21 protein-coding genes, 2 tRNA genes and 1 pseudogene are annotated in these 23194 nt (G+C 71.7%); 17 read left to right on the top strand and 7 right to left on the bottom strand.

All coding sequences use genetic code 11. From position 1 onward, the window contains the following. The first annotated feature begins 19 nt into the window (after window positions 1-19). From ABT008_RS12675 to ABT008_RS12625, 11 genes are all read left to right on the top strand, one after another. Window positions 20-802 carry a DeoR/GlpR family DNA-binding transcription regulator gene (locus ABT008_RS12675; protein WP_350696065.1) on the top strand — a complete coding sequence of 261 codons (783 nt, stop codon included), beginning with the start codon at window positions 20-22 and terminating at the stop codon, window positions 800-802. Between the two features lie 352 nt (window positions 803-1154). Further along, entirely contained in the window at window positions 1155-2357 is a 1203-nt protein-coding gene (locus tag ABT008_RS12670) for a mandelate racemase/muconate lactonizing enzyme family protein (RefSeq protein WP_350696063.1), read from the top strand. Then, window positions 2354-3814 carry an aldehyde dehydrogenase family protein gene (locus ABT008_RS12665; RefSeq protein WP_350696061.1) on the top strand — a complete coding sequence of 487 codons (1461 nt, stop codon included), beginning with the start codon at window positions 2354-2356 and terminating at the stop codon, window positions 3812-3814. Before ABT008_RS12670 ends, ABT008_RS12665 begins: the two co-directional genes overlap by 4 nt. 2 nt (window positions 3815-3816) lie before the next feature. Beyond that, window positions 3817-4923, top strand: a complete 1107-nt coding sequence (locus ABT008_RS12660; protein ID WP_350696059.1) for a 6-phosphofructokinase — start codon at window positions 3817-3819, stop codon at window positions 4921-4923. Window positions 4924-4946: 23 nt separating this feature from the next. Continuing rightward, a complete protein-coding gene (locus tag ABT008_RS12655; protein ID WP_350696058.1) occupies window positions 4947-6242 on the top strand; it encodes an ABC transporter substrate-binding protein in 1296 nt (431 codons plus the stop codon). 4 nt (window positions 6243-6246) lie between these two features. Beyond that, a complete protein-coding gene (locus ABT008_RS12650; RefSeq protein ID WP_350696056.1) occupies window positions 6247-7203 on the top strand; it encodes a carbohydrate ABC transporter permease in 957 nt (318 codons plus the stop codon). Next, window positions 7200-8051, top strand: coding sequence for a carbohydrate ABC transporter permease (locus ABT008_RS12645; RefSeq protein ID WP_350696054.1), 852 nt, complete (start codon window positions 7200-7202; stop codon window positions 8049-8051). Before ABT008_RS12650 ends, ABT008_RS12645 begins: the two co-directional genes overlap by 4 nt. Further along, entirely contained in the window at window positions 8048-9055 is a 1008-nt protein-coding gene (locus ABT008_RS12640; RefSeq protein ID WP_350696052.1) for an alcohol dehydrogenase catalytic domain-containing protein, read from the top strand. The genes ABT008_RS12645 and ABT008_RS12640 overlap by 4 nt, the downstream gene beginning before the upstream one ends. Further along, entirely contained in the window at window positions 9052-9972 is a 921-nt protein-coding gene (locus tag ABT008_RS12635) for a 2-deoxy-5-keto-D-gluconate 6-phosphate aldolase domain-containing protein (protein WP_350696051.1), read from the top strand. The genes ABT008_RS12640 and ABT008_RS12635 overlap by 4 nt, the downstream gene beginning before the upstream one ends. 8 nt (window positions 9973-9980) lie before the next feature. Next, complete coding sequence (locus tag ABT008_RS12630; RefSeq protein WP_350696050.1) at window positions 9981-10679, top strand: GntR family transcriptional regulator; 699 nt, start codon at window positions 9981-9983, stop codon at window positions 10677-10679. Beyond that, entirely contained in the window at window positions 10666-11748 is a 1083-nt protein-coding gene (locus ABT008_RS12625) for an alcohol dehydrogenase catalytic domain-containing protein (protein WP_350696049.1), read from the top strand. Before ABT008_RS12630 ends, ABT008_RS12625 begins: the two co-directional genes overlap by 14 nt. 67 nt (window positions 11749-11815) lie before the next feature. On the opposite strand, the gene ABT008_RS12620 is transcribed toward ABT008_RS12625, so the two are convergent. Beyond that, complete coding sequence (locus ABT008_RS12620; RefSeq protein ID WP_350696047.1) at window positions 11816-12484, bottom strand: response regulator; 669 nt, start codon at window positions 12482-12484, stop codon at window positions 11816-11818. Next, entirely contained in the window at window positions 12481-13737 is a 1257-nt protein-coding gene (locus ABT008_RS12615; RefSeq protein WP_350696046.1) for a sensor histidine kinase, read from the bottom strand. Before ABT008_RS12615 ends, ABT008_RS12620 begins: the two co-directional genes overlap by 4 nt. A gap of 141 nt (window positions 13738-13878) precedes the next feature. Here ABT008_RS12615 and ABT008_RS12610 point away from each other — a divergent pair, with 141 nt between their 5' ends. The 5 genes from ABT008_RS12610 to ABT008_RS12590 all read left to right on the top strand — a co-directional run bounded on the left by ABT008_RS12610 (window position 13879) and on the right by ABT008_RS12590 (window position 18621). Then, on the top strand, window positions 13879-14652 hold the full coding sequence (locus ABT008_RS12610) for an ATP-binding cassette domain-containing protein (RefSeq protein WP_502890410.1): 774 nt from the start codon (window positions 13879-13881) through the stop codon (window positions 14650-14652). Further along, entirely contained in the window at window positions 14649-15986 is a 1338-nt protein-coding gene (locus ABT008_RS12605) for an ABC transporter permease (protein ID WP_350696043.1), read from the top strand. Before ABT008_RS12610 ends, ABT008_RS12605 begins: the two co-directional genes overlap by 4 nt. Then, window positions 15983-16561 (top strand): hypothetical protein, encoded by a 579-nt coding sequence (locus tag ABT008_RS12600; protein ID WP_350696041.1) that lies wholly within the window; start codon window positions 15983-15985, stop codon window positions 16559-16561. Before ABT008_RS12605 ends, ABT008_RS12600 begins: the two co-directional genes overlap by 4 nt. A gap of 116 nt (window positions 16562-16677) precedes the next feature. Further along, entirely contained in the window at window positions 16678-17217 is a 540-nt protein-coding gene (locus ABT008_RS12595) for a hypothetical protein (protein WP_350696040.1), read from the top strand. Window positions 17218-17493: 276 nt separating this feature from the next. Then, window positions 17494-18621, top strand: coding sequence for a hypothetical protein (locus tag ABT008_RS12590; protein WP_350696039.1), 1128 nt, complete (start codon window positions 17494-17496; stop codon window positions 18619-18621). Window positions 18622-18766: 145 nt separating this feature from the next. On the opposite strand, the gene ABT008_RS12585 is transcribed toward ABT008_RS12590, so the two are convergent. Beyond that, window positions 18767-20029: an ATP-binding protein gene (locus ABT008_RS12585; RefSeq protein ID WP_350696038.1), complete on the bottom strand. Its 1263-nt coding sequence runs from the start codon at window positions 20027-20029 to the stop codon at window positions 18767-18769. Window positions 20030-20170: 141 nt separating this feature from the next. Then, window positions 20171-20485, bottom strand: a pseudogene (locus ABT008_RS12580) (hypothetical protein); the annotation flags it as partial. 263 nt (window positions 20486-20748) lie between these two features. Here ABT008_RS12580 and ABT008_RS12575 point away from each other — a divergent pair. Further along, window positions 20749-20821 (top strand) — tRNA-Arg (locus ABT008_RS12575). Between the two features lie 122 nt (window positions 20822-20943). Here ABT008_RS12575 and ABT008_RS12570 read toward each other — a convergent pair. The 3 genes from ABT008_RS12570 to ABT008_RS12560 all read right to left on the bottom strand — a co-directional run bounded on the left by ABT008_RS12570 (window position 20944) and on the right by ABT008_RS12560 (window position 23118). Next, the gene (locus ABT008_RS12570) at window positions 20944-22302 is read right to left on the bottom strand and encodes a hypothetical protein (protein WP_350696036.1); all 1359 of its coding nucleotides are present in this window, start codon (window positions 22300-22302) and stop codon (window positions 20944-20946) included. A gap of 106 nt (window positions 22303-22408) precedes the next feature. Then, a tRNA-OTHER gene (locus tag ABT008_RS12565) sits at window positions 22409-22482 on the bottom strand. Window positions 22483-22551: 69 nt separating this feature from the next. Further along, window positions 22552-23118: a TetR/AcrR family transcriptional regulator gene (locus ABT008_RS12560; RefSeq protein WP_350696034.1), complete on the bottom strand. Its 567-nt coding sequence runs from the start codon at window positions 23116-23118 to the stop codon at window positions 22552-22554. Window positions 23119-23194 lie beyond the last annotated feature (76 nt).

Genomic DNA, 23194 nt, shown 5'->3' with positions numbered 1-23194 from the left:
CGAGAGGAAGGCGCCCGGCGTGACCTTGGAGTCCCTGCGCTACGACGGCGCGCCACAGCGCCGGACCCAGATCATGGCGGCGCTGCGCCGGTCGGGCTTCCTCTCCGTGACCGACCTCGCCGAGCAACTCGGCGTCTCCCCGATGACCGTCCGTCGTGACCTGCGCAGGCTCGCCGAGCGGGGCGAGGCGGTGCTGGTCCACGGTGGGGTCAGCCTGCCTCCCGGTGGTGCCGCAGGCCCCAGCTATCTGCACCGGGCGCAGGTCAATCCCGAGGCCAAGCTCGTCGTCGGCCGCGCCGCCGCGGCGCTTGTCGCTCCCGGCGACACGATCGGCGTGGACAGCGGTACGACCGCAGCCGCCGTGGCGCACTGCCTACCCGACGACTTCGACGGCTGCCTGGTCACCCACTCGGTTCCGGTGCTGGCGCAGATGCTGGGTCGACCTCGGGTTCGGGTGATCGGCCTCGGCGGCGAGGTGCTGCACGAGAACCAGGCGATGGTCGGCTTCGCCGCACTGGATCTGCTGCAGCGGATGCGGGTGCGGATGCTCTTCCTGGGCGCCAGCGCGGTGGACGCCCGTGGCGTCTACGTGCGTTCCGAGGTGGAGCTGACCGCGAAGCACGCGGTGATGGAGATCGCCGACGAGGTGGTCCTGGTCGCCGACGGCAGCAAGTTCGACGCCAGCGCCCCGGTCCGGGTCTGCGCCTTCGACCGGATCGACACCCTGGTCACCGACGTCGACCTGCCGCCGGCCGTGGCCGACGCCGCCCGGCGCGCCGGGACCCGATTCGTCCGCGCCTGACCACCGCCGCCCCGACCCGCGCTGCGCCGACCCGGGCTCCGGCCTGCGCTGCCCGACTCGCGCTCCGGCCTGCGCCGCGTCGACTCGCGCTCGGGTCCGCTTCGCACTGCCCCGCGCTGATTCGCGGCCGGTGACCTGCGCCGGACGGTGACCACCGGCCGGCTGCACTCGACCGACGGGCCGTGACCACAGGCCGCACTCGACCGGCCGTCTGCTGCGCCGGGTCGTGGCGTGGCGGAATCGCGGCTCTGCCCCGCTCAACAGGCAACACATTTGTTACGGGCCCTTGACGTGGACTTCACGTGCCTCCAAGATTGCATGCACCTTGGTGGCAGTTGTGAGAGAGGGAACAATGATCCGAACGTCCGCAGCCGTGTGGGAGCCCACCTCCGTACCGGCGGCCACCGTGCCGTCACCGGCGGCGCTGCCGGACGTCGCCGTGGCCGCCGTGCGCTGCCGGGTGCTGCGGGCCCGCCCCGACGAGAAGATCGCCATGTCCTTCGCCCCGCTGACCCACCGGGTGATGATCCTGGTCGAGGTCGAGCTCGCCGACGGTTCGGTGGGCGTGGGCGAGACCTGGGCCAACTATCCCTCCTGGGCCTGGCGGGAACGGATCGCCACGATCCGCGAAGGCGTCGCCCCGCTCCTGGTCGGTCGGCGTTTCACCGACACCGCCGAGGCCCACCGGACGCTGCTGCGTCGACTGCGACCGCTGGGCCGGCAGTGGGGCGCGCCCGGCCCGATCCACCAGGCCGTCAGCGGTGTCGACCTGGCCCTGTGGGACCTCGCCGCCCGGCACGCCGGGGTGAGTCTCACCCGGCTGCTCGCCGACCACCCCGAGCCGCCCACCGAGGTGCCGGTCTACGGCTCCAGCCTCGGCCCGACCGGGGTCGTCGAGACCGCCGAACGCTGCGCCGCCCTCGGCCTGACCGCCGTGAAGGTGAAGGTCGGCTTCGGTGCCGAGACCGACCTGGCCAACGTCCGCGTCGCCCGCCGGGTCCTCGGTGACGACGCGCAGGTCTTCGCCGACGCCAACCAGGCGTGGTCGCTCGACGAGGCGCTGGACGTCACGCCCGCCCTGGCCGACCTGGGGGTGGCCTGGCTGGAGGAGCCGCTCGCCGGTGACCGCCCGGAGCAGTTGGCCGAGCTGACCCGCCGCACCGGGATGCCCCTGGCCACCGGGGAGAACCTCTACGGCGCGGCGGCCTTCACGCCGTACCTGCGTGACGACGCGGTCCGCATCGTCCAACCCGATCTGAGCAAGGTCGGCGGAATCACCGAGTTCCTCGCCGTCCGGACGGCCGCCACCGCCACCGGGCACACCGTCAATCCGCACCTGTACAACGGCGCTGTCGCCACCGCCGCGACGGTCTGCGCCGCCGCCGCCAGCCGGGCCACCCGACTCGTCGAGTGGGACATCCGCTCCAACCCGCTGCGCGCTGCCGCCGATGCGCTGCTCACCGATCACGGCACCGTCCGGGTGCCGGACCAGCCCGGCCTCGGCATCGACCTCGACCCTGACCAGCTCGACCGCTACGAGGAGCAGCTACCGTGACCGACCCCATCGTCTCGCAGGTCCTCGCCGCCGACACCGCCGTGCGGATCGCCGGCCACGCCGACGCCGGTGGCGCGCGGTTGGCCGTGCACGACCCGGCCAGCGGCGTCGCCTTCGCTGAGGTGACCCTCGGTGCGGCGGCCGAGGCCGCTGCCGCCCTCGATGCCGCCAAGCAGTCCGCCGCCGGCTGGGCGGACAGCCCGGTCGCCGAACGGGCCGCCGCGCTGCGGGCCGTTGCCGACGCCGTCGAGCAACTCGCGGGGGAGGACGAGTGGCCGGCCCTGATCACCCGGGAGACCGGCAAACGACTCGCCGAGGCCCGGGCCGAGCTGGGGCTCACGGTGGCGTACTTCCGGATCACCGCCGAGCTGGTGGAAGCGCAGTCGGCCGAGCGGTTCGACGTGGTGCCGGGGATCCGGCACGAGGTGCGGACCCGGCCGCTCGGGGTGGCCGCCGTACTCACCCCGTGGAACTTCCCGGTCTCCATCCCGGCCCGCAAGATCGCCCCGGCGGTGGCGGCCGGGGCGCCGGTGCTGTTCAAACCGAGCGAACTCGCTCCGTTGTCGTCGTTGGTGCTGGCCGAGGTCTGTGCGCGGCACCTGCCCGAGGGGTTGCTCTCCACCGTCCTCGGCACTCCCGAGGACGTGGTGAACCTCTGGCTGGCCGACCCGGCGGTGCGCGTGGTGTCGTTCACCGGCTCCACCCGGGTCGGGAAGCTGGTCGCCGCCCAGGCCGCCCCGCACTTCCTGCGTACCGTGCTGGAACTGGGTGGTTGCGCGCCGTTCGTGGTGCTTCCCGACGCCGATCCGGCGGCGGCGGCCGAGACCCTGGTGGTCGCCAAGTACCGCAACAACGGTCAGTCCTGCATCGCCGCCAACCAGGTCTTCGTCGCCGCCGAGGTGGCCGATGAGTTCACCGAGGCGTTCGTCGCCGCCACCCGGGCGCTGCGCGTCGGTGATCCCACCGACCCGGCCACCGACCTGGGGCCACTCGCCCCGGCCGACGACCCCGCCCGGATGGCCGCGATCGTCGCCGACGCGGTCGCCCGGGGCGCTCGTGCCGTCACCACCGACGCCGGTCTGCCCACGACGGGGCACTTCGCCGCCCCCACCGTGCTGCTGGACGCCCCGGCCGACTGCCGTGCGATGACCGAGGAGATCTTCGGGCCGGTCGCGCCGGTGCGTGTCTACCGGGATCTCGCCGAGGTGCTGCGCCTGCACCACGCCACCGGGTACGGGCTGGCCGGCTACGTCTGCGGCACCGACGTCGACGCCGCCCGCGCGGTGGCCGGTCGGCTGCGGGCCGGGATCGTCGGCGTCAACACCGGTACGCCGAACACTCCGTGGGTGCCCTTCGGCGGGCTCGGCAACTCCGGCCTCGGTTACGAGGGCGGACGTCCCGGCCTCGAAGCGTTCCAGAGCTTCCAGAGCGTGGCGACCAGGCCGGTCGAGGGCTGACCATGCGCCTGCTGATCGGACAGACCGGAGCGCCGACCGCCGTGGTCAACGCCAGCCTCCGTGGCTTCCTGGAGGCTGCCGACGGGCACTCGGTGCTGGCCCTGCGCGGCGGGCCGGACGCCCTGGTGAGCGGGGCGTTCACCGAGGTCACCCGGGCGGACGTGCCGGTGGCGGCTACCCGCCGGGGTGGGTCCTGGCTCGGCGCGGGCCGCCGGGCGGTGACCGTCGCCGACCTCGACGCCGCGCTGGACTCGCTCGACCGGCACCAGGTCGACGGGGTGTCGCTGATCGGCGGCAACGGCACCATGGCCCTGCTGCACGCCCTCGGCGAGCGGGCCGCCGAGCGGGGACGGCCGCTGGTCACCGTCGGCATCCCGAAGACGGTCGACAACGACCTGGTCGGCGTCGACCACAGCCCCGGGTACGCCTCGGCCGCCCGGTACCTGACCCGCATCGTCCCGGACCTGGCCCGCGACCACGCGGCGATGGCCGGGGTGGAGCAGGTCCGGATCGTGGAGACCCTGGGGCGCTCGGTGGGCTGGCTGGCGCTGGCCGCGACCTGGCACGGCGACGACCCGGCACACGCACCTCACCTGGTGCTGCTGCCGGAGGTCCCGTTCGACACGACCGTCTTCCTGGACCGGGTCGCCGACGCCCTGACCACCCACGGTCGGGCCTTCGTCGTGGTCAGCGAGGGCGCCGCGCCGCAGCTGACCGACGAGCCGTTCGAGGCGGCCAACCACACCCGCATCCTGCTCGGCGGCGTCTCCCGGGTGCTCGCCCGCACCGTCGGCGAGCGACTCGGCGTCGCCGCGCGGGGCGAGGTGCTCGGGATGGCGCAGCGCAGTGCCGCCTCCCTCGCCTCCGAGCCCGACCGACGCGAGGCCGCCGAGGTCGGGCGGCGTGCGGCCCGGCTGCTGTCGGAGGGCGTCGGCGGGGTCATGGTCGGGCTGCACCGCCGGCCCGGCGATTCGTACGACGTCGGGTACGACCCGGTGCCGCTGGCCGAGGTGGCCGGGCGGACCCGGGCCGTGCCCGAGCAGTGGCGCACCACCCACCCCACCGAGCTCGACTCCTTCCACCGCTGGCTGGAACCCCTGCTCGGCTGACACGAGAACACGGAAGGGAAGACATGCGCAGATACCTCACCGCCGGGGTCGCTCTGGCCATGACCGGCGGGCTCCTCGTCGGCTGTGGCGGGGGCGACTCCGCCGGAGCGTCCGACGAGATCAACCTCATCATGTCCAACCACCCCTGGCAGCGGGCGATCGAGCCGCTGATCGGCGACTTCGAGCGCGAGTCGGGGATGAAGGTGCGGGTGCAGACCTTCGCCGAGCAGCAGATGCGCGACAAGGTACAGCTCAACCTCCAGTCGCGCAGCTCCGCCATGGACGTGTTCATGGCGCTGCCCTCTCGGGAGGGGCCGCAGTTCGCCCGGTCGAACTACTACGAGCCGCTGGACTCGTACGTCTCCGGTGCCGCCGACTACAACGTCGAGGACTTTCCCGAGGCGGTACGGGCCGGCATGACCGTCGACGGCAAGCAGATCGCCGCGCCGATCAACGTCGAGGCCGTGGTGCTCTACTACCGCAAGGACCTGTTCCAGCAGTACAACCTCACTCCGCCGACCACGTTGGCGGAGCTGACCAGTACTGCGGCGGCGATCAAGGACCGCTCGAACGGCGCGGTCACTCCGATCGCGTTGCGGGGGCAGTCGACGGCGCTGCCGTTCACCTTCGGTCCGTTCCTGCACGCGCGTGGGGTGGAGTGGACCAAGGAGGACAAGGTCACGCCCAACTTCGACGACCCGCGGGCGATCGAGGCGATCGACCAGTACGCCACCCTGGCCCGCGAGTACGGCCCAGACGGCGTGGTCAACAACACCTTCACCCAGTCCTCGGCGCTGATGGCCGCCGGCAACGCGGCGATGATGCTGGAGTCGAGCAACGAGGTCAGCAGCATCACCGACCCGGGCAGCTCGAAGGTCGCCGACGACCTGGGCGTGGTGGCGTTCCCCGCCGGGGAGGCCGGTTCCCGCACCACGATCCTCTCCTGGGGGCTGGCGGTCTCGTCGTTCTCACAGAAGAAGGACGCCGCCTGGAAGTTCGTCGAGTGGGCGACCAGCGCCGAGGTCCAGCAGAAGCTGACCGAGTCGGGCATCGCCCCGCCGCGTACCTCGGTGGCCGCTTCGGAGTCGTACACCGCCTCGCTCGACACCGATCTGCTCAAGGAGTGGAACGAGGTGCTGACCTCCGCCCAGACCACCGGCTCCACCGAGGTCGGTCCGGTCGGTGTGGCGGCGCCGGAGATGCGCAAGATCATCGGTGACGCGGTCGGCCTGGCGATCCTGGATCGGGCCTCGGCCGCCGACGCGGCCAAGCAGATCCAGGACGGTCTCGCCCCGCAGTTGGCCAAGAACGAGGGATGACGTAGTGGTCACCACAAGTCCGTCGGACGTCTCCCGCTCCGGTAAGCCGGAGCGGGGGGCGTCGCCCCCAGCACCACGGCAGCGCCGCCGACGGCGGGTCGATCCGACCGCGCGGGGCATCATGCCGTTCGTCCTGCCGGCACTGCTCGCCACCGGCGCCCTGGTGCTGGTGCCGATCGTCTACACCCTGTGGTTGTCGATCACCGACCGGCGGCCCGACGGCACCAATGCCGGGCTGCTCGGCTTCGGCAACTACCGGGAGATGCTGGCCACCCCCGAGTTCTGGAACTCGCTGCGGGTGACGATCTTCCTCTTCGTCGTCTGTCTCCTCGTCGAGACGCTGCTCGGCCTGGTGCTCGGGTACGTGATGAGCCTCGACGTGCCCGGCCGGCGGATCTTCCAGGGGATGATGCTCATCCCGGCGATCACCGCGAGTGTGGCGGTCGGTCTGCTGTGGCTGCTGATCATGGATCCCACGCTCGGCGCGGCCAACCAGATCCTCGGCGCGGTCGGTATCGACCCGGTGATCTGGCTCGGTGACCCGAGCATCGCGCCGTGGTCCATCGCGCTCGTCGACATCTGGCAGTGGACGCCGTTCATGGCGCTGATCATCTCGGCGGGTATCCGGGCGCTGCCCGAGGAGCCGTTCGAGGCCGCTGCGATCGACGGGGCGAGCGCGTGGCGGACCGCCTGGCACATCGGCCTGCCGCTGCTGCGACCGGTGCTGACCGTGGCGATCCTGCTGCGCACCGTCGACCTGGTCCGGTTCTTCGACACCGTCTACATCATGACCCAGGGGGGTCCGGTGAATGCGACGAACACCCTGAACGTCTACGGCTACCGGGCCGCCTTCATCGACCAGGCTCCCAGCTACGCGGCGGCGTTGCAGATCACGCTGCTCGTCCTGGTGATCGGCATCGCCGGGCTCTTCACCTGGCTGCGTTCCCGGGAGGCGAAGTGAGCACCGTGGCCAGCGCCGACACCGCACGTCAGCCCCGCCGCCGTCGCCTCGGTGTCTATGCGGCGTACGCCGTCTTCACCGTGATCTTCTTCGGCCCGGTGCTGTTCATGCTCTGGTCCTCGCTGCGGCGCAACATCGACATCACCGGCTCGATCTTCGCCGTCACGTCGGCGTTGACCCTGGAGAACTACACCGCCCTGTTCGAGCGGTTCGACTTCGGTCGCTACATCGTGAACAGCTTCATCGTGGCCGGTGGCTCGACCCTGCTCGGCCTGCTGCTGGGGGTGCCCGCGGCGTACGTCGTGGTCCGCCGCAACCTGCCCGGTCTGGGGTTCCTCACCCTGCTGGCCCGGATGGCCCCCGGCGTGCTGTTCGTGCTGCCGCTCTTCGTCCTGTCGGTACGCATCGACGCGCCGTCGAACACCGTGCTGAACTACGGGTTGCTGATCGTCGCGCACCTGATCATCACGATGCCGCTCTGCATCTGGCTGCTGATCCCCTTCTTCGAGGAGATCCCGATCAGCATCGAGGAGTCGACGCTGATCGATGGCGCGAACGCCTGGCAGCGGTTCACCCGGATCGCTCTGCCGCTGGCCCTGCCGGGGCTGTCGGTGGCGCTGACGCTCAGCTTCGTCTTCTCCTGGAACTACTTCCTGTTCGCGCTGGCGCTGGCGAACAACGAGACGCTGCCGCTGACCGTCATCGCGTTCAACTTCATCGGCCAGGGATCGAACGACTTCGGTGGCCTGATGGCCGCCAGCACACTGATCTCGGCCCCCGCGCTGCTGCTCACCATCTTCGCGCAGCGCTGGCTGGTCCGGGGCATCACCGGAGGTGCGGTCAAGTGAGCACGACCAGTTCCCGGGCCCGGTTCACCGGTGCCGGGCGGATCGACTTCGAGCAGGTGTCGCTCGGCCCGGTCGCGCCGGGCGAGGTACGGCTGCGGGTCGACGTCTGCGCGCTCTGCGGGTCGGACAAGCGGCTGCTCGCCGCGGGCTCGCCGGTGGTGCCCGGCCACGAGATCGGCGGCACGGTCGTCGAGGTGGGCGAGGGCGTGGACGTGCCGGCCGGCACCCGGGCCATCGTCTACATCCCCGTCTACTGCGGCGAGTGCGTCCGCTGCCGGGCCGGCGCGACTAACCAGTGCCTGGCCCTGGGGGAGCTGATCGGGTGGCAACGCGACGGCGGGTTCGCCGAGCACGTTGACGTGCCCGCCCGCTGCGTGCTGCCGGTCCCCGACGACGTCGCGTTGGACGTCGCCGTGCTCGGCCTGGACACCGTCGGCACCGCCGCGCACGCGCTGAGGCTGGCCCGGCGTACCCGGGTCGGTGACGGCGGCCGGGCTCTGGTGGTGGGGGCCGGCCCGCTGGGGCTGGGTGTGGTCGCCGTGGCGCCGCTGCTGGGCGTCGGCGAGGTGTATGCGTACGACCCGCACCCCGGCCGGCTGGCCACCGCCGAGCGGCTCGGCGCCGTCCCCACCACCGCCGAGGAGCTGAGCCGGGAGAACCAGTACGACCTCGTGGTCGAGGTCTCCGGGGCGGCTGCCGCCCGGGAGACCGCTCAGCGGGTGGTCACCCCCGGCGGCACGGTGGTGGCGCTCGGCGAGTCGAACGAGCCGTACACCATGCCGGCGACGCCTCGGTGGCGGCGTACGGACTGCTTCACGGTGCGTTCGTTCTACTTCCCGATCAGCGAGGTCGAGGAGAACTGGGCGCTGCTGCGGGCGGTCGGCGCCACCCTGCGCGACACCCTGACCCACCCGCTGCCCCTCGCCGAACTGCCCGGGGCGTTCGCCCAGTTCGTCGCCGGCGACTACGTCAAGCCCTGCATCGTCACGGAGGAAGCCCGATGAGTCTGCTGATCCTCGCCATGGACCAGCGTCCCTGGTTGACCAAGGCCCTCTACGGGCACACCGGTGTCGCCACCGTCACCGAGCGGGCCACCATCGCTGACGGCAAGCACATGGTCCTCGACGGACTGCTCTCCGCTCTGGCCGATGCGCCCGAGCTGCGGGAACACGCTGCGGTGCTGGTCGACGACCTGCTCGGGCCGGGCGTGCCGGAACGGGCCCACGCCAACCGGGTCGCCCTGAGCATGCCGTTGGAGCGCGGTGGCCTCGACGTCTACGAGACCGAGCCGGCGGACCTGCCCGCGTTCCTGCGTCACCACACGCCCACGCTGCCGAAGGTGCTCATCCGGTACAACGTGGACGGCGACCGCGAGGGCAACGCCGTGCAGCGGGACCGGTTGGCCGAGGTGGCCACGGCGGTCCACGACGCGGGCGGCCGGTTCCTGGTCGAACTCCTGGTGCCGCCGACGTCCGGGCAACTCGCGGCGGTCGACGGCGACACCGCCGCCTTCGACCGTAAGCTACGCCCCGAGCTGATCCTGCGCGGGATGACGGAGCTGTCGCAGGCGTTCCCGGTCGACGTGTGGAAGTTGGAGCATCTCGCCGAGGTCGGGCACTACCGGGCCGCCGCCGACCTGGCCGCCGCCACCGGCGGCGAGTGCATCCTGTTGGGCGCCAACGCTCCCGTGGAGACGGTGGACGGGTGGCTGCGCGAGGCGGCGGCCGGTGGCTTCACCGGGTTCGCCATCGGCCGTAGCATCTGGTGGGACGCGCTGCGCGGACTGCTCTCCGGCGCGGTCGCCCGCCCGGACGCCGTCGCCGCGGTGGCGGCCACATACCACCGGTTCGCCACGGGCTTCCTGGCCGCCGCGTCCACCGCCACGGCCGGCACCGGGTCGGCCGGGACGTCCACCGAGTGAGGTCACCTGTGCCGTCCACGTCGATCCCCGCGCAGCAGCGCACCGCCACCGAGGCGCCGGCCCGGCCGCCCGCCGAGGAGGCGGTGCGAGCCGGGGAGGTCATCTATCGGACGGTCCGCGACCGGATCATCTCCGGTGAGCTGCGGCCCGGGGCCCGGCTCAGTGTCCCGGCGTTGGCCGAGGAGTTCTCGGTCAGCCGCAGCCCGGTGCGCGACGCCGTCGTCCGGCTGGTCCAGGAGGGCCTGGCCAGCGAGACCATGAACCGGGGTGCGGTCGTCGCCCGGATCGGAGGGGCCGAACTGGTCAGCCTCTACGAGGCGCGGGAGGCGCTGGAGTGGGCGGCGGCCCGGCTCGCCGCCGAGCGGTACACCCCGGCACTGCGGCGTACGCTGCTCGGTCTGTTGACCGCGCATCGGGCTGCCGCCGAGGCCGGTGACCTGGCCCAGCATCTGGAGCTGGACGCGGCGTTCCACCGGGAGATCCGGCTGGCCGCGCAGAGTCCGGTGCTCGCCCAGATGCTCGACGGGGTGCAGGGTCGGGTCCGGCTGGCGATGCGCTCCACCAGCGTCCAGGGCGGCATGCTGCTCGCCGTCGACGAGCACCAGGCCATCTTCGAGGCGATCTGCGCCGGTGACGCGGACGGCGCGGCCGAGGCCGCGTTGGCGCACATCCGCCGGCTCAAGGAGCTGCTGCATGACAGTCTCTGAGACCGTGTCGGCGACCGGTCGCGGCAGCACGGCGGCGGTGCGGTTCCACGGTCCGGGTGACGTGCGGCTGGACCGGGTGCCCGCCCGTGACCTGCTGCCGGACGAGGTGGCGCTCGCCCCGCTGGCGGTCGGGGTCTGCGGCACCGACGGTCACATCGTGGCGGGCTCCTTTCCCGCCGCCCGGCCGGTCGTGCTCGGTCACGAGGTCTGCGGTCGGGTCACCGAGCTCGGGGCGGACGTCGACGGGATCGACGTCGGTGACCTGGTGACCGTCGAGCCGCACCGCTACTGCACCGCCTGTGCGTACTGTCGGCTCGGCCAGGAGCACCTCTGCGACCACCGTCGTGGCTACGGGGTGCGGTTGGACGGCGGGATGACCCGACGGCAGATCGTGCCGGCGCGGATCGCGTACCGGCTGCCGACGGGGACGCTGCCGTGGATCGGTGCGCTGACCGAGCCGCTGGCCTGCTGCGTACACGGGATGGACCGGCTGGCGCCGGTCTCCGGCCTGCCGGCGCTGGTCTACGGCGCCGGTCCGGCCGGAGCGATGATGGTGGCGCTGGCCCGATCCGCCGGCTGCGCGCCGGTGGTGGCGATGGACCCCCGTGCGGATCGGCGCAGGCTGGCGTTGGCGATGGGGGCGCACGCGGCGTTCGACCCGACCGACCCGGGGACGGAGACGGAGGCCCGGGCGTTGACCGGGGGGTTCGGTTTCCCGTACGTCGTCGACGCCGTCGGGTCGTCGCGGATCCTGCGCGACGCGATGGCGATGGCGTCGCGGGGCGGGCGCATCCTGGTCTTCGGGGTCGCCCACCCCGAGGACGAGGCGAGCATCTGGCCGAACGAGATCTTCTCCCGCGAGCTGACGATCATCGGTGCGTTGATCAACCCGTACACCCACCAGCGGGCGGTGGGGCTGCTCTCCGCGCTGCCGCTGGAGCGCCTGACCCCGGCCTTCTTCGGGCTCGACGAGCTGCCGGCGGCCCTGGCCGAGCAGAGGTCCGGCACCGCCGACAAGGTCTTCCTCGCACCGTACGGGCAGCAGGCCGCCACCAGCGCGGTCGGCTGACCGGGCGTTCGCCTGGCCGGTGCGGACGGTTCGCCGCACCGGCGTCAGGGGATGGACGTCGGCGCGGTCAGAGCGGGGAGCAGACGTCGTTGCGCCACGCCCAGGCGGCGATCTCGACCCGGTTGCGGACGGCGAGTTTGCGCTGCACGTTGGCCAGGTGCGTCTTAACCGTCGACAGCGTCACGAAGAGCCGTCCGGCGATCTCGTCGTTGGTCTGCCCGTGCGCCACGAGTCGGACCACCGCCAGCTCGCGTTCGGTGAGCGGCTCGACGGGCGGCGCCTCGGGCGTCTCGGGTTCGTCCCCCCGGCGCGGCGCCAGGTGCGACAGCAGACGCACGGTCACTGCCGGCGAGATCAGCGAGGTCCCGGCGGCGGCCGCGCGGACCGCCTCCACCAGCAGGTTGGGTGAGGTGTCCTTGAGCAGGAATCCGCAGGCGCCGTTGCGCAGCGCCCGGTAGACGTACTCGTCGAGGTCGAAGGTCGTGACGATGAGGACGTTGAGCGGGTTCCGGACGGCCGGACCGGCCAGCAGCCGGGTCGCTTCGAGGCCGTCGAGCTTCGGCATCCGGATGTCGAGCAGGCACACGTCGGGGCGCAGCCGGCGGGCCTGGTCCACGGCGGCCTCGCCGTCCGCCGCCTCGGCCACCACCTCGATGTCCGGCTGGGTGGTCAGGATCATGCGGAACGCCGTACGGATCATGTCCTGGTCGTCGGCCAGCAGAAGTCGGATCGTCATGCGATTTCCTTCGCTTCGGCACCGGCCTCGGGACTGAACGGGCGAAACCGGCGTCGGCTGCCCGAAGGCCGGTCGTTGATCGGGAGGGTCGCGGTGACCTGCCATCCTGACTCGGCCGGCCCGGCCGAGAGTTCGCCTCCCGCAGCGCGTACCCGCTCGCTCAGGCCGGTCAGGCCGAAGCCACCGGCCGGCAGCGGCGACCCGGAGGGCTTCCCGTCGTTGCGGATCGACACCTCGGCGAGATCGGGCCGGTCGGCCTGAATCCGGATCCGGATGTCGATTCGCGTCGCCTCGGTGGTGTGGCGCAGCACGTTGGTCAGCGCTTCCAACACGGTGTGATGTGCCGCATCGAGGGTGGCGTCGGGCAGGGCCCGGTGCGACAGCGCCTCGTCGACGGAGACGGTCGGCGTGGGGTGTCCGGGCGGCAGAGTGCTGGTGACAGCGGTGAGCATCTCGTCAAGTGTGCCGTGGGCGGGCGCGGGCGCCGACGTCTCGTCGCGCAGGATGCCGACGAGCGTACGCATCGAGGTGAGCGCCTGACCGCCGGCCTGTTCGACACCGGCCAGCAGCTTGTCCAGGTCATCGGCGGACGGCGCGGCACCGGAACTCGTGACGAATCGGATGGCACGCGTCTGCGCGACGATCGCGGTCACGTGATGGGCGACGTAGTCGTGCAGGTCGCGGGCGTGGTCCATGCGTTCCGCCTGCCGGGCCAGCCGGTCGAGGTCGGCCCGGCGGCGCTCCAACAGGCGCAGGTAGAGGCCGAGCAGCGCCAGGAACAGCACCCAGGCGGTCAGCGCGACGACCAGCACGTCACCGTACTGCGACATCGTTCCCGCGTTGACCGGATGGAGCAGGACCCGGGTCGGCAGCACGGCGATCGCGAGGATCGCCAGGGCGGCCGGACCTGCCGCGCGCCGGAGCGGGTGCTGCATGACCAGGCGGATCACCGCCACCGAGAGCAGGGCGAGTTCCACGATGCCGAAGGTGTGCTCCGGGCGCAGCGTCGGCACGAGCCCGAGGGCGGCCGAGACCGTGAGAGACACCGCCGCCGCCACGGCGAGTGCGATCGGGCGGGCCTCGGCCAGCAGCACCACGGCGACCGCGATCAGCCCGCTGAGAATCAGGCCGAGCGTGGCGGGCAGGGTGGGGCCGTCCAGCCCTTCGAGGACGACAAGGGCCGCCGCCACGACGGCGAGCAGACCCGCCATCACCCGCTGCGACCTGCGGGGGCCCGGAAAGATAACCAGCACGGAAGGCCACGGTACGACACCGGCGTCCGGGCGGCGTAGTTCTTTCGGCCGACTCCCCGCAGGGTCGCTCGGTAGCACGGCCGAGGTGTGTCCCCGCCTAGCCGTCGCACGATCGAAACCGCACCGAACAGACGAGCGGAGATGATCGTGGCAACGACAGTGCAGGCCGAGAGCCTGCGAGTGAGAACGGGCCGGTACGTGGCCGTCGACGGCGTCGACCTGGACCTGGGTGCCGGCGTCCACGGGCTGCTCGGCCCGAACGGCGCCGGCAAGACCACCCTGATCCGGGCGCTGGCCACCGTGCTGCCCCCGCACGAGGGCCGGCTCCGGTTGCTGGGGCAGTCCATGGACGGGCGGCCCGACCTGCGTGCGGTACGGCGCGGCCTGGGCTACCTGCCCCAGGAGTTCGGCTACTACCCGCGCTTCACCGTGTCGGAGTTCGTCGAGTACATGGCGTGGATCAAGGACGTGCCCGGCGGCCGGCGTCGCCGTGCCGTGCGCCACGCGATCGAGCGGGTCGGTCTGACCGACCGGGCCGACTCCCGGATGAAGGCTCTCTCCGGTGGCATGCTGCGGCGGGCCGGCATCGCCCAGGCGATCGTGAACGAGCCGGACCTGCTGCTGCTCGACGAGCCGACCGTGGGTCTCGACCCGCAGCAGCGGCTCGACTTCCGGGCACTGCTGCGTGACCTCGGCGAACGCTCCTGTGTCGTGGTCTCGACCCACCTCGTCGAGGACGTGGCCGCCGCCTGCACCAGCGTCGTACTCGCCGACGCCGGCCGGATCGTGTTCCACGGCACCCCGGACGACATCGCGGCGGCCGGCGGTCCCGGCGACGCCGGGGACAGCCCGATCGAACGCGGCTACTCGGCCTTGATCGGGCGGCACCGCGCCGGACTGGTGGTGGCGCCGTGAACCGCATGCTCCGGATCGAACTGCGCCGCTCCGACGCGCTTCTCGCGGGGTCGGTGACCGCCGCGCTCGGCGTGGCGGGACTCTACGTGCTCGCGTTCACCGGGCAGACCGCGCTCTGGGACCAGCAGTGGAATCTCCTCGCCGTCTTCCAGCGCATCATGCTGGTGATCCTCTGGCCGCTCGCGCTGGCGGCCGGCGCCTGGCAGGCCGGGCGGGACCGACGCCACCGGATCGAGGAGCTGCTCGGCACCACACCGGCGCCCCGCTGGCAGCGCACCGGACCGTTCGCCGTGGTCACGGCGGCCTCCCTCGCTGCCGGTTTCCTTCTCGTGCTGGTCGGCGGGGCACCGAAGGTCGCGGCTGCCGCCGGTTACCCGGGCACCGGCTGGCCGGCGGTGACGCTGGTCGGCGTACTGGCCCTGGTGGCCGCCGGCTGGCTCGGCCTCGGCGTGGGCCGGCTGCTGCCGTACGCGTACACCCCTGCCGTGCTGGGTGTGGGCGGCCTCGCCGCACTTCTCGCGGCGATCGAGCTGACCCGGCCCAGTGAGGCCACGGACCCCGGGGCGGCCCTCCTGCTCCCCTTCTTCACCAACACGATTTCCGAGTTCGAGATGGTCGCCGGCTCGGTGAGCGCGGGCCAGGCCTGGTGGTTCGGTGGGTTGGCCGCCGGGGGACTGGTGCTGTTCCTCGCGAGGAACCCGCTGGTACGGCTGCTCGCCGTCGTCCCACCGGCACTCGGACTGGTACTCGCCGCACCGATGCTGACCGTGCCCTTGGAGGAGGCGTTCCCGGTCGACCCGGCCGCCGTCGCCGAGGTCTGCACCACCGACGACGGGCCACGGGTCTGTGTCACCGCAGCCCACAGCCGGGAGCTGCCCGCTCTCGTCGCACCGGCCCGGGAAGCATTGGGCCTGCTGGCCAAGCTGCCGGACGCGCCGACCTCGGTCCACGAGGCGGCACCCGGCCTCGGCCGTGCACAGCCGGCCTCCGAGGCGTGGGTGGACACCGACAACCTCGGTGCCACCGATGATCCCGCCGAGTTGACCGCCCGCATCCTGGCCGGTGCCGGTACCCCGCTCTGCGTCCGCGCCGACAACGACGCGTACCTCGACGTGCTGCGCGCCCGATCCGTGGCGGCCGCCTGGCTCCACGGCAGCCACCCGGTGCCCGGTCAGAGCCTCTTCGGGGAGGAACAGGCCGTTCGCGAGCAGATGTGGCAGACCTTCACCGCGTTGCCCGCCGACGAGCAGGTACGCCGGGTCGCCGCCGTACGCGCCGCCGGCCTGACCTGCGGTGACCAGGCCGCCGCCCTCGGCATCGGAGCCGACCGGTGACGCCCGCGCTGCTCTTCCTGCGCTCGCGTGAGGTGCCGGGCGGGTTGCTGTTCGCGGTGCCGGCGATGGCCCTCCTCGCCTGGTTCGGCGCCGCACAGACCCACCCCAGCCACGCCGTGACGACCGCCGCTCTCGCCCTGGCACTGGGCGTGGCCGTTCTCGGGTACGGCCTGGGCGGGCCGGACGGCACCCTGGACGCGACCGCGGCGATCCGGTGGGCCCCACGCCGAGCGCTGCACCTGGCCGCGATCTTCGTGGTCGCATCCGCCGTGGTGACGGCCGTGACGACGGCGCCGGTCGGCATCGTCCTGCGGGACGCGGCCGGTTTCGTCGGGCTCGCCGCCTTGGCGGTGGTGCTGTTCGGTCGGCGACTGGCCTGGACGCTGCCGGTCGTCGTGGGTTGCGTGTCGGCCGCCATCCCGGCCGTCCCGGAGCCGTTCGCGCTGTACCTGCTCACCTGGGCGGATCAGCCGGCGGACAGTGTCGCGGCCCTGGTGACCGCAGGGGTCCTGGCGGTGATCGGTGTGAGCGCCTACGTGATCCGTGGTCCCCGCCGGATCAGCCCGGTCAGCTGATCCTGTTCCGCCCGTCGCCCGTCGCCCGTCGCCCGTCGCCCGTCGCCCGTCGCCCGGCGGTCGTCGGTCGATGGGCTGTTCGCTGGGGGACTCGCGGCGCAGCGCATACTCGACCTGTGTCCTCCCAGCAGCACAAGAAGATGCGGCAGCGGTATGTGAGTATCGGCAGCGGGGAGCTCGTTTCCGTGGTGGTCTTCGCCGTGGTGGCATGGCGGGTCACACCACGATTTGCAGAACCGACGGATGTACGCGCTCTGTGGTCCGCGCTCGTTCCGCTCCTGCTGATCCTGATTCAAGGCGGGGCGTACTGGCTGCTCGCGCGTCGCTGGATCGGGGCGGGCCACATGCCGCTCGGGCTCGCGGCGGTGTATCGCGTGTTTCGCGTGGTCGATGTGGCCATCCTCGCCGGCGGTCTGGTCGGGGTGCTCGTATGGCTCCCGGACTCCGTCGCCATGAGCGCCCTGGTGGTCGGAATCTGGCTGTTTGGTGTGCTCGAGTATGTGAACTACTTCGTGGTGAGGCTGAGCTACCCGCTGCGCACCTGGTTTTCGCAGGTCGCCCGAGGACGATCACCACGGCTGGTACAGGACCTGCACCGCAGCCGGCAGCAGCGGCCGTCGACCTCGCGTCATCACCATCGAGACAACACCGACTGAGGACGCGCCCCTGCGGTCGTGGTCCCCTCCGGCCCGTCTCGACCCCCCCGACACCAATCCGCCCGGCGACGTGCGGTCGGTGGGTGATCCGCTGGTGGTGGTGCCAGCGGATCATCCCGGGAGCTTCCTGCGGGCGGCTGACAGCCGCAGCCAGGCGGGATGCGATCGCTTGCCGAAGATCGGCTGAAACGTGGTGGGTCCCAGGTGTACAGGCTTACGCTTCCGCGAGTCATCGTTCCTCCGGGCAGCCTGACCCATCGTCGATAGGGGACCGCCGTGATTCGTGAGATGCGGTTCGTCGTGTCGGTGCCGGATGAGGTTTCGGCCTATGCCGTCGCCGAGAAGCTGGCCGAGCGCGGCCACCTGCTGGTCGCGGTACGGGAGGTGTCGACCAACCCGCTGGAAGGTCGCTTCGCCGGCTGGTGGCGAGCCCACTCACTGGCGGTGGACCCACCCTACGAGGGTCCGCTGGAGGTCTCACCGGCCGAGAAGAAGGCCGTCGCGGCCATTGCCCGGAAGTACGGCGGGCAGGTCAACTCGGCGTGCGGCCAGTTTCCGGACAAAGCGATCGAGCGCTTCTCCCGGGAGGGCCTCGCGCACGAGCTCGACCGGGCCGAGGCCGACCGGATCCGCGCGGAGCTCGTCGGCGGGCAGACGGCCGCCGCGCCGTCTCTGCCCGCGCCCCCTGGACTCAAGTGCGGTGGTTTCCGTCGTCCTGCCGCCGATCTTCGTGCGGCCGCCGAGGTGGTGCCCTTCGAGGGGCGGACCTTCGACGGCGTGGGTGACCTGATCGCGGCCATCGCGAACGACGCGTTCCCGCAGGGCTCGGTGGTGCCCGCCACCCCGGGCGCTGTGTCGCGGCTGGCCGCGCTGGCGGGTGCCGACGGAGTGAGCGACTTCTACCGGGCGATGACGCTCATGGTGCTGTTCCAGATGACCACCGCGGGTCGTCGGCGGCTGGCCTACCAGGCGGACGCGCCGGAAGACGGCGGCGCCGAGACGCCTGCGGAGACAGCGACCCGGGCCGCGGTCGCGGCGGTGCTGCCCGGTCTCGCCGTAGGCCGCAGCGAACTGGCCGAGTTCCTCCTCGCCGGGCTGTCTGCGGCCACGCGGGAGGCGGGGGCCGGAATGCCGGCCGGCCTCGAGCGGATCGCCGGGCGCTACGCGGGCACCGCCCGCAGCCCGGTGGTGGACCTGATCCGGGCCGTGGCAGACGGGGCCAACGAGCCCATCCGGACCGCCGTCGCAGCGGTGGTGGCGGCCCTGCCCGAGGTGGTCGACGGCGTGCAGAGCACGAAGGCCACGGTCGAGGGGCGGGCGCTCGACACGCTCGATACCGTGCTGCAGTGGGAGCTGGACAACGCTCGGCTGTCCAAGCTGGGCTCGGTCTTCGGCCCCCGCTGATGACCGCCGGCCCACCGCCGGAGGCGGTCGCATCGCGGCCTTGCTGCGATCGATTGTTGACGATCAGCTCACCACGTCCTTCGGTCCTCGGGCTCTGACCCGCTTCGGTGGCCCTGACCGGCCGGGGAGTGCACTGCGGGGGAGGTCAGTCTGCTGTCGAGGCGGAAACCTGCCACAGTGCGCTGACCGGCATGGCGCGGAGTCGGTCGCCGAACGGCAGCGTGGAGGTTCCGGTGTAGAGGACGACGCCGGTGATGAAGTCGTCGCCGAGGCGCTCGGCAAGTCGGCGTAGTCCGCGGAAGTCGTCGGGGCCGACGGTGGTGGCTGCTTTGACTTCGATCCCGACCACCTGACCAGCTCGGTTCTCGAGCACCGCGTCGACTTCGTACCTGCTCTGGTCGCGGTAGTGGGACAGGTCGACGAACTGCTCGGACCAGGTGAGCTGCCGGGATAGCTCGGACAGGACAAATGATTCGAGTAGCGGGCCGAACGGTGCGCCCGGCCGGAGCAGTGCCCGGGCGTCGGTCGCGATCTCGTTGGCGGCGATGCCCGAGTCGACGAAGATCAGTTTCGACGCGGCGGTGGCCCGGGTGCCCAGATTGCGGGACCAGCCCGGGATCCGCTTGATCAGGAAGATCTCTTCCAGGGCCTGGAGGTAGCGGGCGATCGTCGGTCGACTGAGCCCGAGGTCGGATTCGAGGGAGTTGGCGGCGATGATGGTCGCGGACCTGGCCGCAAGCAGGCGTACCAGTTTGCGTAGCTCGCCCTTGTGCTGGATGTCGGACAGCTGCCGGACATCACGGTCGATGAGCGCCTGGACGTAGGCGTCGAGGAACCGTTGGCGGCGGCGCGGGTCGGTACGGGTGGTGGCCTCGGGTAGGCCGCCGCGCACTATCCTGGCCGCATAGTCGGCGCGGGTCACCTCCGACTCGTGTCGCAGGTCCGGACCGAGCGTGAAGACGGCGTCGATGAATCCGTCCGGCTCAGCGTCGAGTTCTCCTTGGGAGAACGGCCAGAGTTCCACGGTCTCCATCCGGCCGGGCAACGCGTCCGGGGCGGCAACCATGCCGAACAACCGTGACGAGCCGGTGAGCAGATACCGGCCCGGACGAGGGTCCTCGTCGACTGCTGCCTTGATGGCCAGCAGTAGTTCCGGAGCGCGCTGGATCTCGTCGACGACCAGGAGTTCGGAGGAGTCCACGAACCCGACCGGGTCGGCGATCGCCGCCGCCCGGTCCTGAGCCCGATCAAGATCGCGGCGCTCGGCTAGGCGATCGCCGGCAACGAGGCGAACCAGGGTGCTCTTGCCTGCTTGGCGTGCTCCGCTGATCAAGACAACGCGGGTGTCCGCCAGAGCAGCATTGACTTGCTCGGCGGCGCGGCGGGGGATTAGGTGCGGTGTGGGCACGGCATCATCGTAACGGCCACATTTTCGATCTGCGAGGGCCTTGGCTTTCGATCTGCGGCACGGGGTGCGTTCGGTACGCGGTCTTTTGGTGTTCGATCTGCGAGCCACGCGGGCGAGCCGGTTCGTGGAAGGGGTCCACCGCTATGCCGCGTTGCTGCGGGTGGCGGAGAGTTCGGGGAAGGCGTCCTCCCAGCGCTGGCGGAGCTGGGGTGGCAGCCAGAGGGTGGGCCAGAGCCGCCGGAGGAGGTCGACGTCGAGCCAGGTGTGGAGATCCTCGACCGTGCTGGCTTCGGTGAGCACCACCTTGTACATGCTGGCCAGGCGTGCGGCCTGATTCAGGTCGTACTCGGGTTGCCCGGACCAGTCGAGGTGACGCGGAAGCGTCACCGTGCCATCGGTCGGGCCGTGCAGTTCGGCGAGGGTTTCGGCGATCACGTAGGGCTTCCGGTCGCCGTGGCCAAGCTGCCCGCGAAGATCAGCCGCGATCAGCAGACCGCAAGCCGGTAGATGATCTTTGCTGATGTGCGCGGTGTGTGCTCCGCAGCCGGTGACCGTAGGTGAACGGCGTCGCGCGACCGTGGCCGCCGGTGACGGACGGCCCGGTCGGCCCGGCGATGTGCGGTCGGTGTGTGATCCGCTGGTGGCGGTGCCAGCGCTGATCACCCCGGGAGCTTCCTGCGGTACGCTGACAGCCGCCGCCGAGCGGCGTTGATCGTCCGGCCCTCGTAGCTCAGGGGATAGAGCATCGGTTTCCTAAACCGTGTGTCGCAGGTTCGAATCCTGCCGGGGGCACCCTGCGCAAACGCGCCTTTTTGATCTAGGCGCATTTGGGGCTTGTGGTCACCGGACCCGCGAACATCGTCACACTGCCCTTCGGGCGCGTCGAGCAGCCGTTGAGCGCTCCGGCTTGCCCGCTACTGCGGCTTCGGTCCCGACGGTCGGTCGCTCGCGATTACGTCGACCGGCACCACCACGTTCTCGTGGTCGGTGCGTACCTTCTTGCCGGAGAACGCCCCGGCCTGGCGCAGGAGCCCCGCCCACACCGGGTCGGCGATCGTCACCCCGTGCACCAGCTCGGGGGTCGGCTCGAACCGGGTCACCTGGCCGACCGCACGTGGCCCGACCCAGCCGCGCTTCACCGCGTCGACCTCGAACCGGGAGCACATCCGTGCCACATCGTCACGGGTGCACGAGGTCGTGCCGGAGAGAACCTCCCACGGCAGCGGCAGGGCCGCGAACACGGCGGTGTCCGGGTCCACACCCGATCCGGTCGAGCGGTGCCATTGGGCGAGGTCGGCCGCCATCAGCCGCATCACCTTGCCGGGGCAGGCCACGTCGAGCAGGTCGAGGGTGCCGGTGGCGGCGAGGGCGTTCAGCCAGCCGGCGCGGGCGGTGTTGTACGCCTGCGCCACAGTGTTCCACGTCGAGGAGTCCATGCCCCGGCGCACGATCATCAAGGTGCGGTCGACCTGCGGGTCCCAGGCGCCGGCGAGGATGTCGGCGGCCGCGCGCATCAGCGTCGACCAGCGGCCGATCAGTTCGCCCTGCTGCACCGGGGTGAGCCGCTGCACGACCTCGGGCACCGAGTGCACCCGGGACACCATCCACCAGTCGGCGTCGTCGGGGAGCCGGGCGAGCAGCATCGCCGCGATCTCGTCCATCGGGTTCGTCTTTCCCGATAGGGAGAACTGGCGGCGCAGGTTCTTGCGGGCCACGACGTACGCGACGAACGACGCGGCGGCCGGGTCGGCGGCGAACCGGTCTGCGGTGATGTCGGCGGCCAGTCCGGAGCGGCCGGTGAGCATCAGCTCCCGCTTGCGCAGCTCCGCGTCGAGGCGGGTGACCTTGGCGTCCAGGCGGGTGAGGAACCGCCATGCCCGGTTGTACTGCCGCTTCGACAGGTCGATTCCCGCGAGACTGCGGCCTTCCCGGTTGAGGCGTGACCTGAAGTCCCGTCCGGGTGCCCAGTCGATCGGCTGCCCGGCGTCGACGGCGAGCATCCGCAGCGCGTCGGGGTCGGCGACGGCTCCGGCGATGGCTTGCGGGTCGTGGCCGAACAGGCGGGTGAGCGTAGCGAGCTGCCGAGTGGCGTCGACGGGGCGGGTGAAGTCGCTCGACATGGACGACACCCACCAGGGGCCCCGGGAGTTCTTGGCGCGCAGCAGGAGGTGCCGCTGGTCGGTGGTGAAGTTCTGCCCGCTGTCGAGGATGAGGGCCGCGATGTCCTCGGGTCGCAGCCGGGAGTCCAACGACGCATGCATCTGGTCGATCACGACGTGGTCGATGACGCGTGCCCCCTCCGGGGATGAGTCGAACGCGCCCCACCTGCGGGGCCTGCGTCCATCCAGGACGAGGCCGGATGTAGTCGAGTAGGGGCTGTCCCGTCGACCGGATTCGAACCGGTGTCCACCCGGTCCAAAGAGCCGAGCGCTCCACCGCAGAGCTTCAACGGGGTGTGCGTGAGGACCGTACAGAGATCATCTGAGGGGACGCAACCGCTTTCGGTCTCGTCGGGCCGGCGCTCACCGCGCCCGGGCGGATCCTGGCCCGGTCACGATCGCGTCGACCAGCGCTTCCAAGCCGGATCGGAGCTCGTTCTCTGGCCGGTCGCCGAGGTGGATGAGGAGATCGGCGCGTACGGCGGCGAGCAGCGCGTGGGCGAGGTGCGGCGCGTCGGCGGGTCCTCGGGCGGCGGCGACCAGCGCGGTCAGCACCCGATGCCACCGCTCGTAGTCGTCGGTGCCGTACGGGCTTCCGCGTCCTGCCTTCTCCAGGCTCAGGGCCAGGGTCCGGTTGCGCAGTTTGAACTGCTGCGCCGCGTACAGCAGGGCGAGAACCCGGTCGCGAAGTGGGCCGGGCCCCTGCTCTGCGGTGGTGAGGGCGGTCACCAGTTCCTCGCCGCGTTGTCGCCACAGCGCGGCCACCAGCCCGGCACGGTCGCCGAAGCCACGGAAGAGGGTGCCCTTGCCGACGCCTGCGGCGGCCGCGACGGCGTCCATGGACACCTGGTCCGGGTCGGTGGCCTCGTCGAACAGCCGTCCGGCGACGGCTAGGACCGTCTCGCGGTTCCGCGCCGCGTCGCTACGCATCGAACCCCCACTCGATAAACGGACTGGCGGTCCGCTATGGTGATAGCGGACTGATGGTCCGTATATTACCGAGGAG

The organism is Micromonospora sp. NPDC002389, from assembly GCF_040296095.1.
Lineage (GTDB): Bacteria > Actinomycetota > Actinomycetes > Mycobacteriales > Micromonosporaceae > Micromonospora.
The sequence above is the reverse complement of the archived record's forward strand: the minus strand, read 5'-3'. Positions and strand labels throughout refer to the sequence as shown.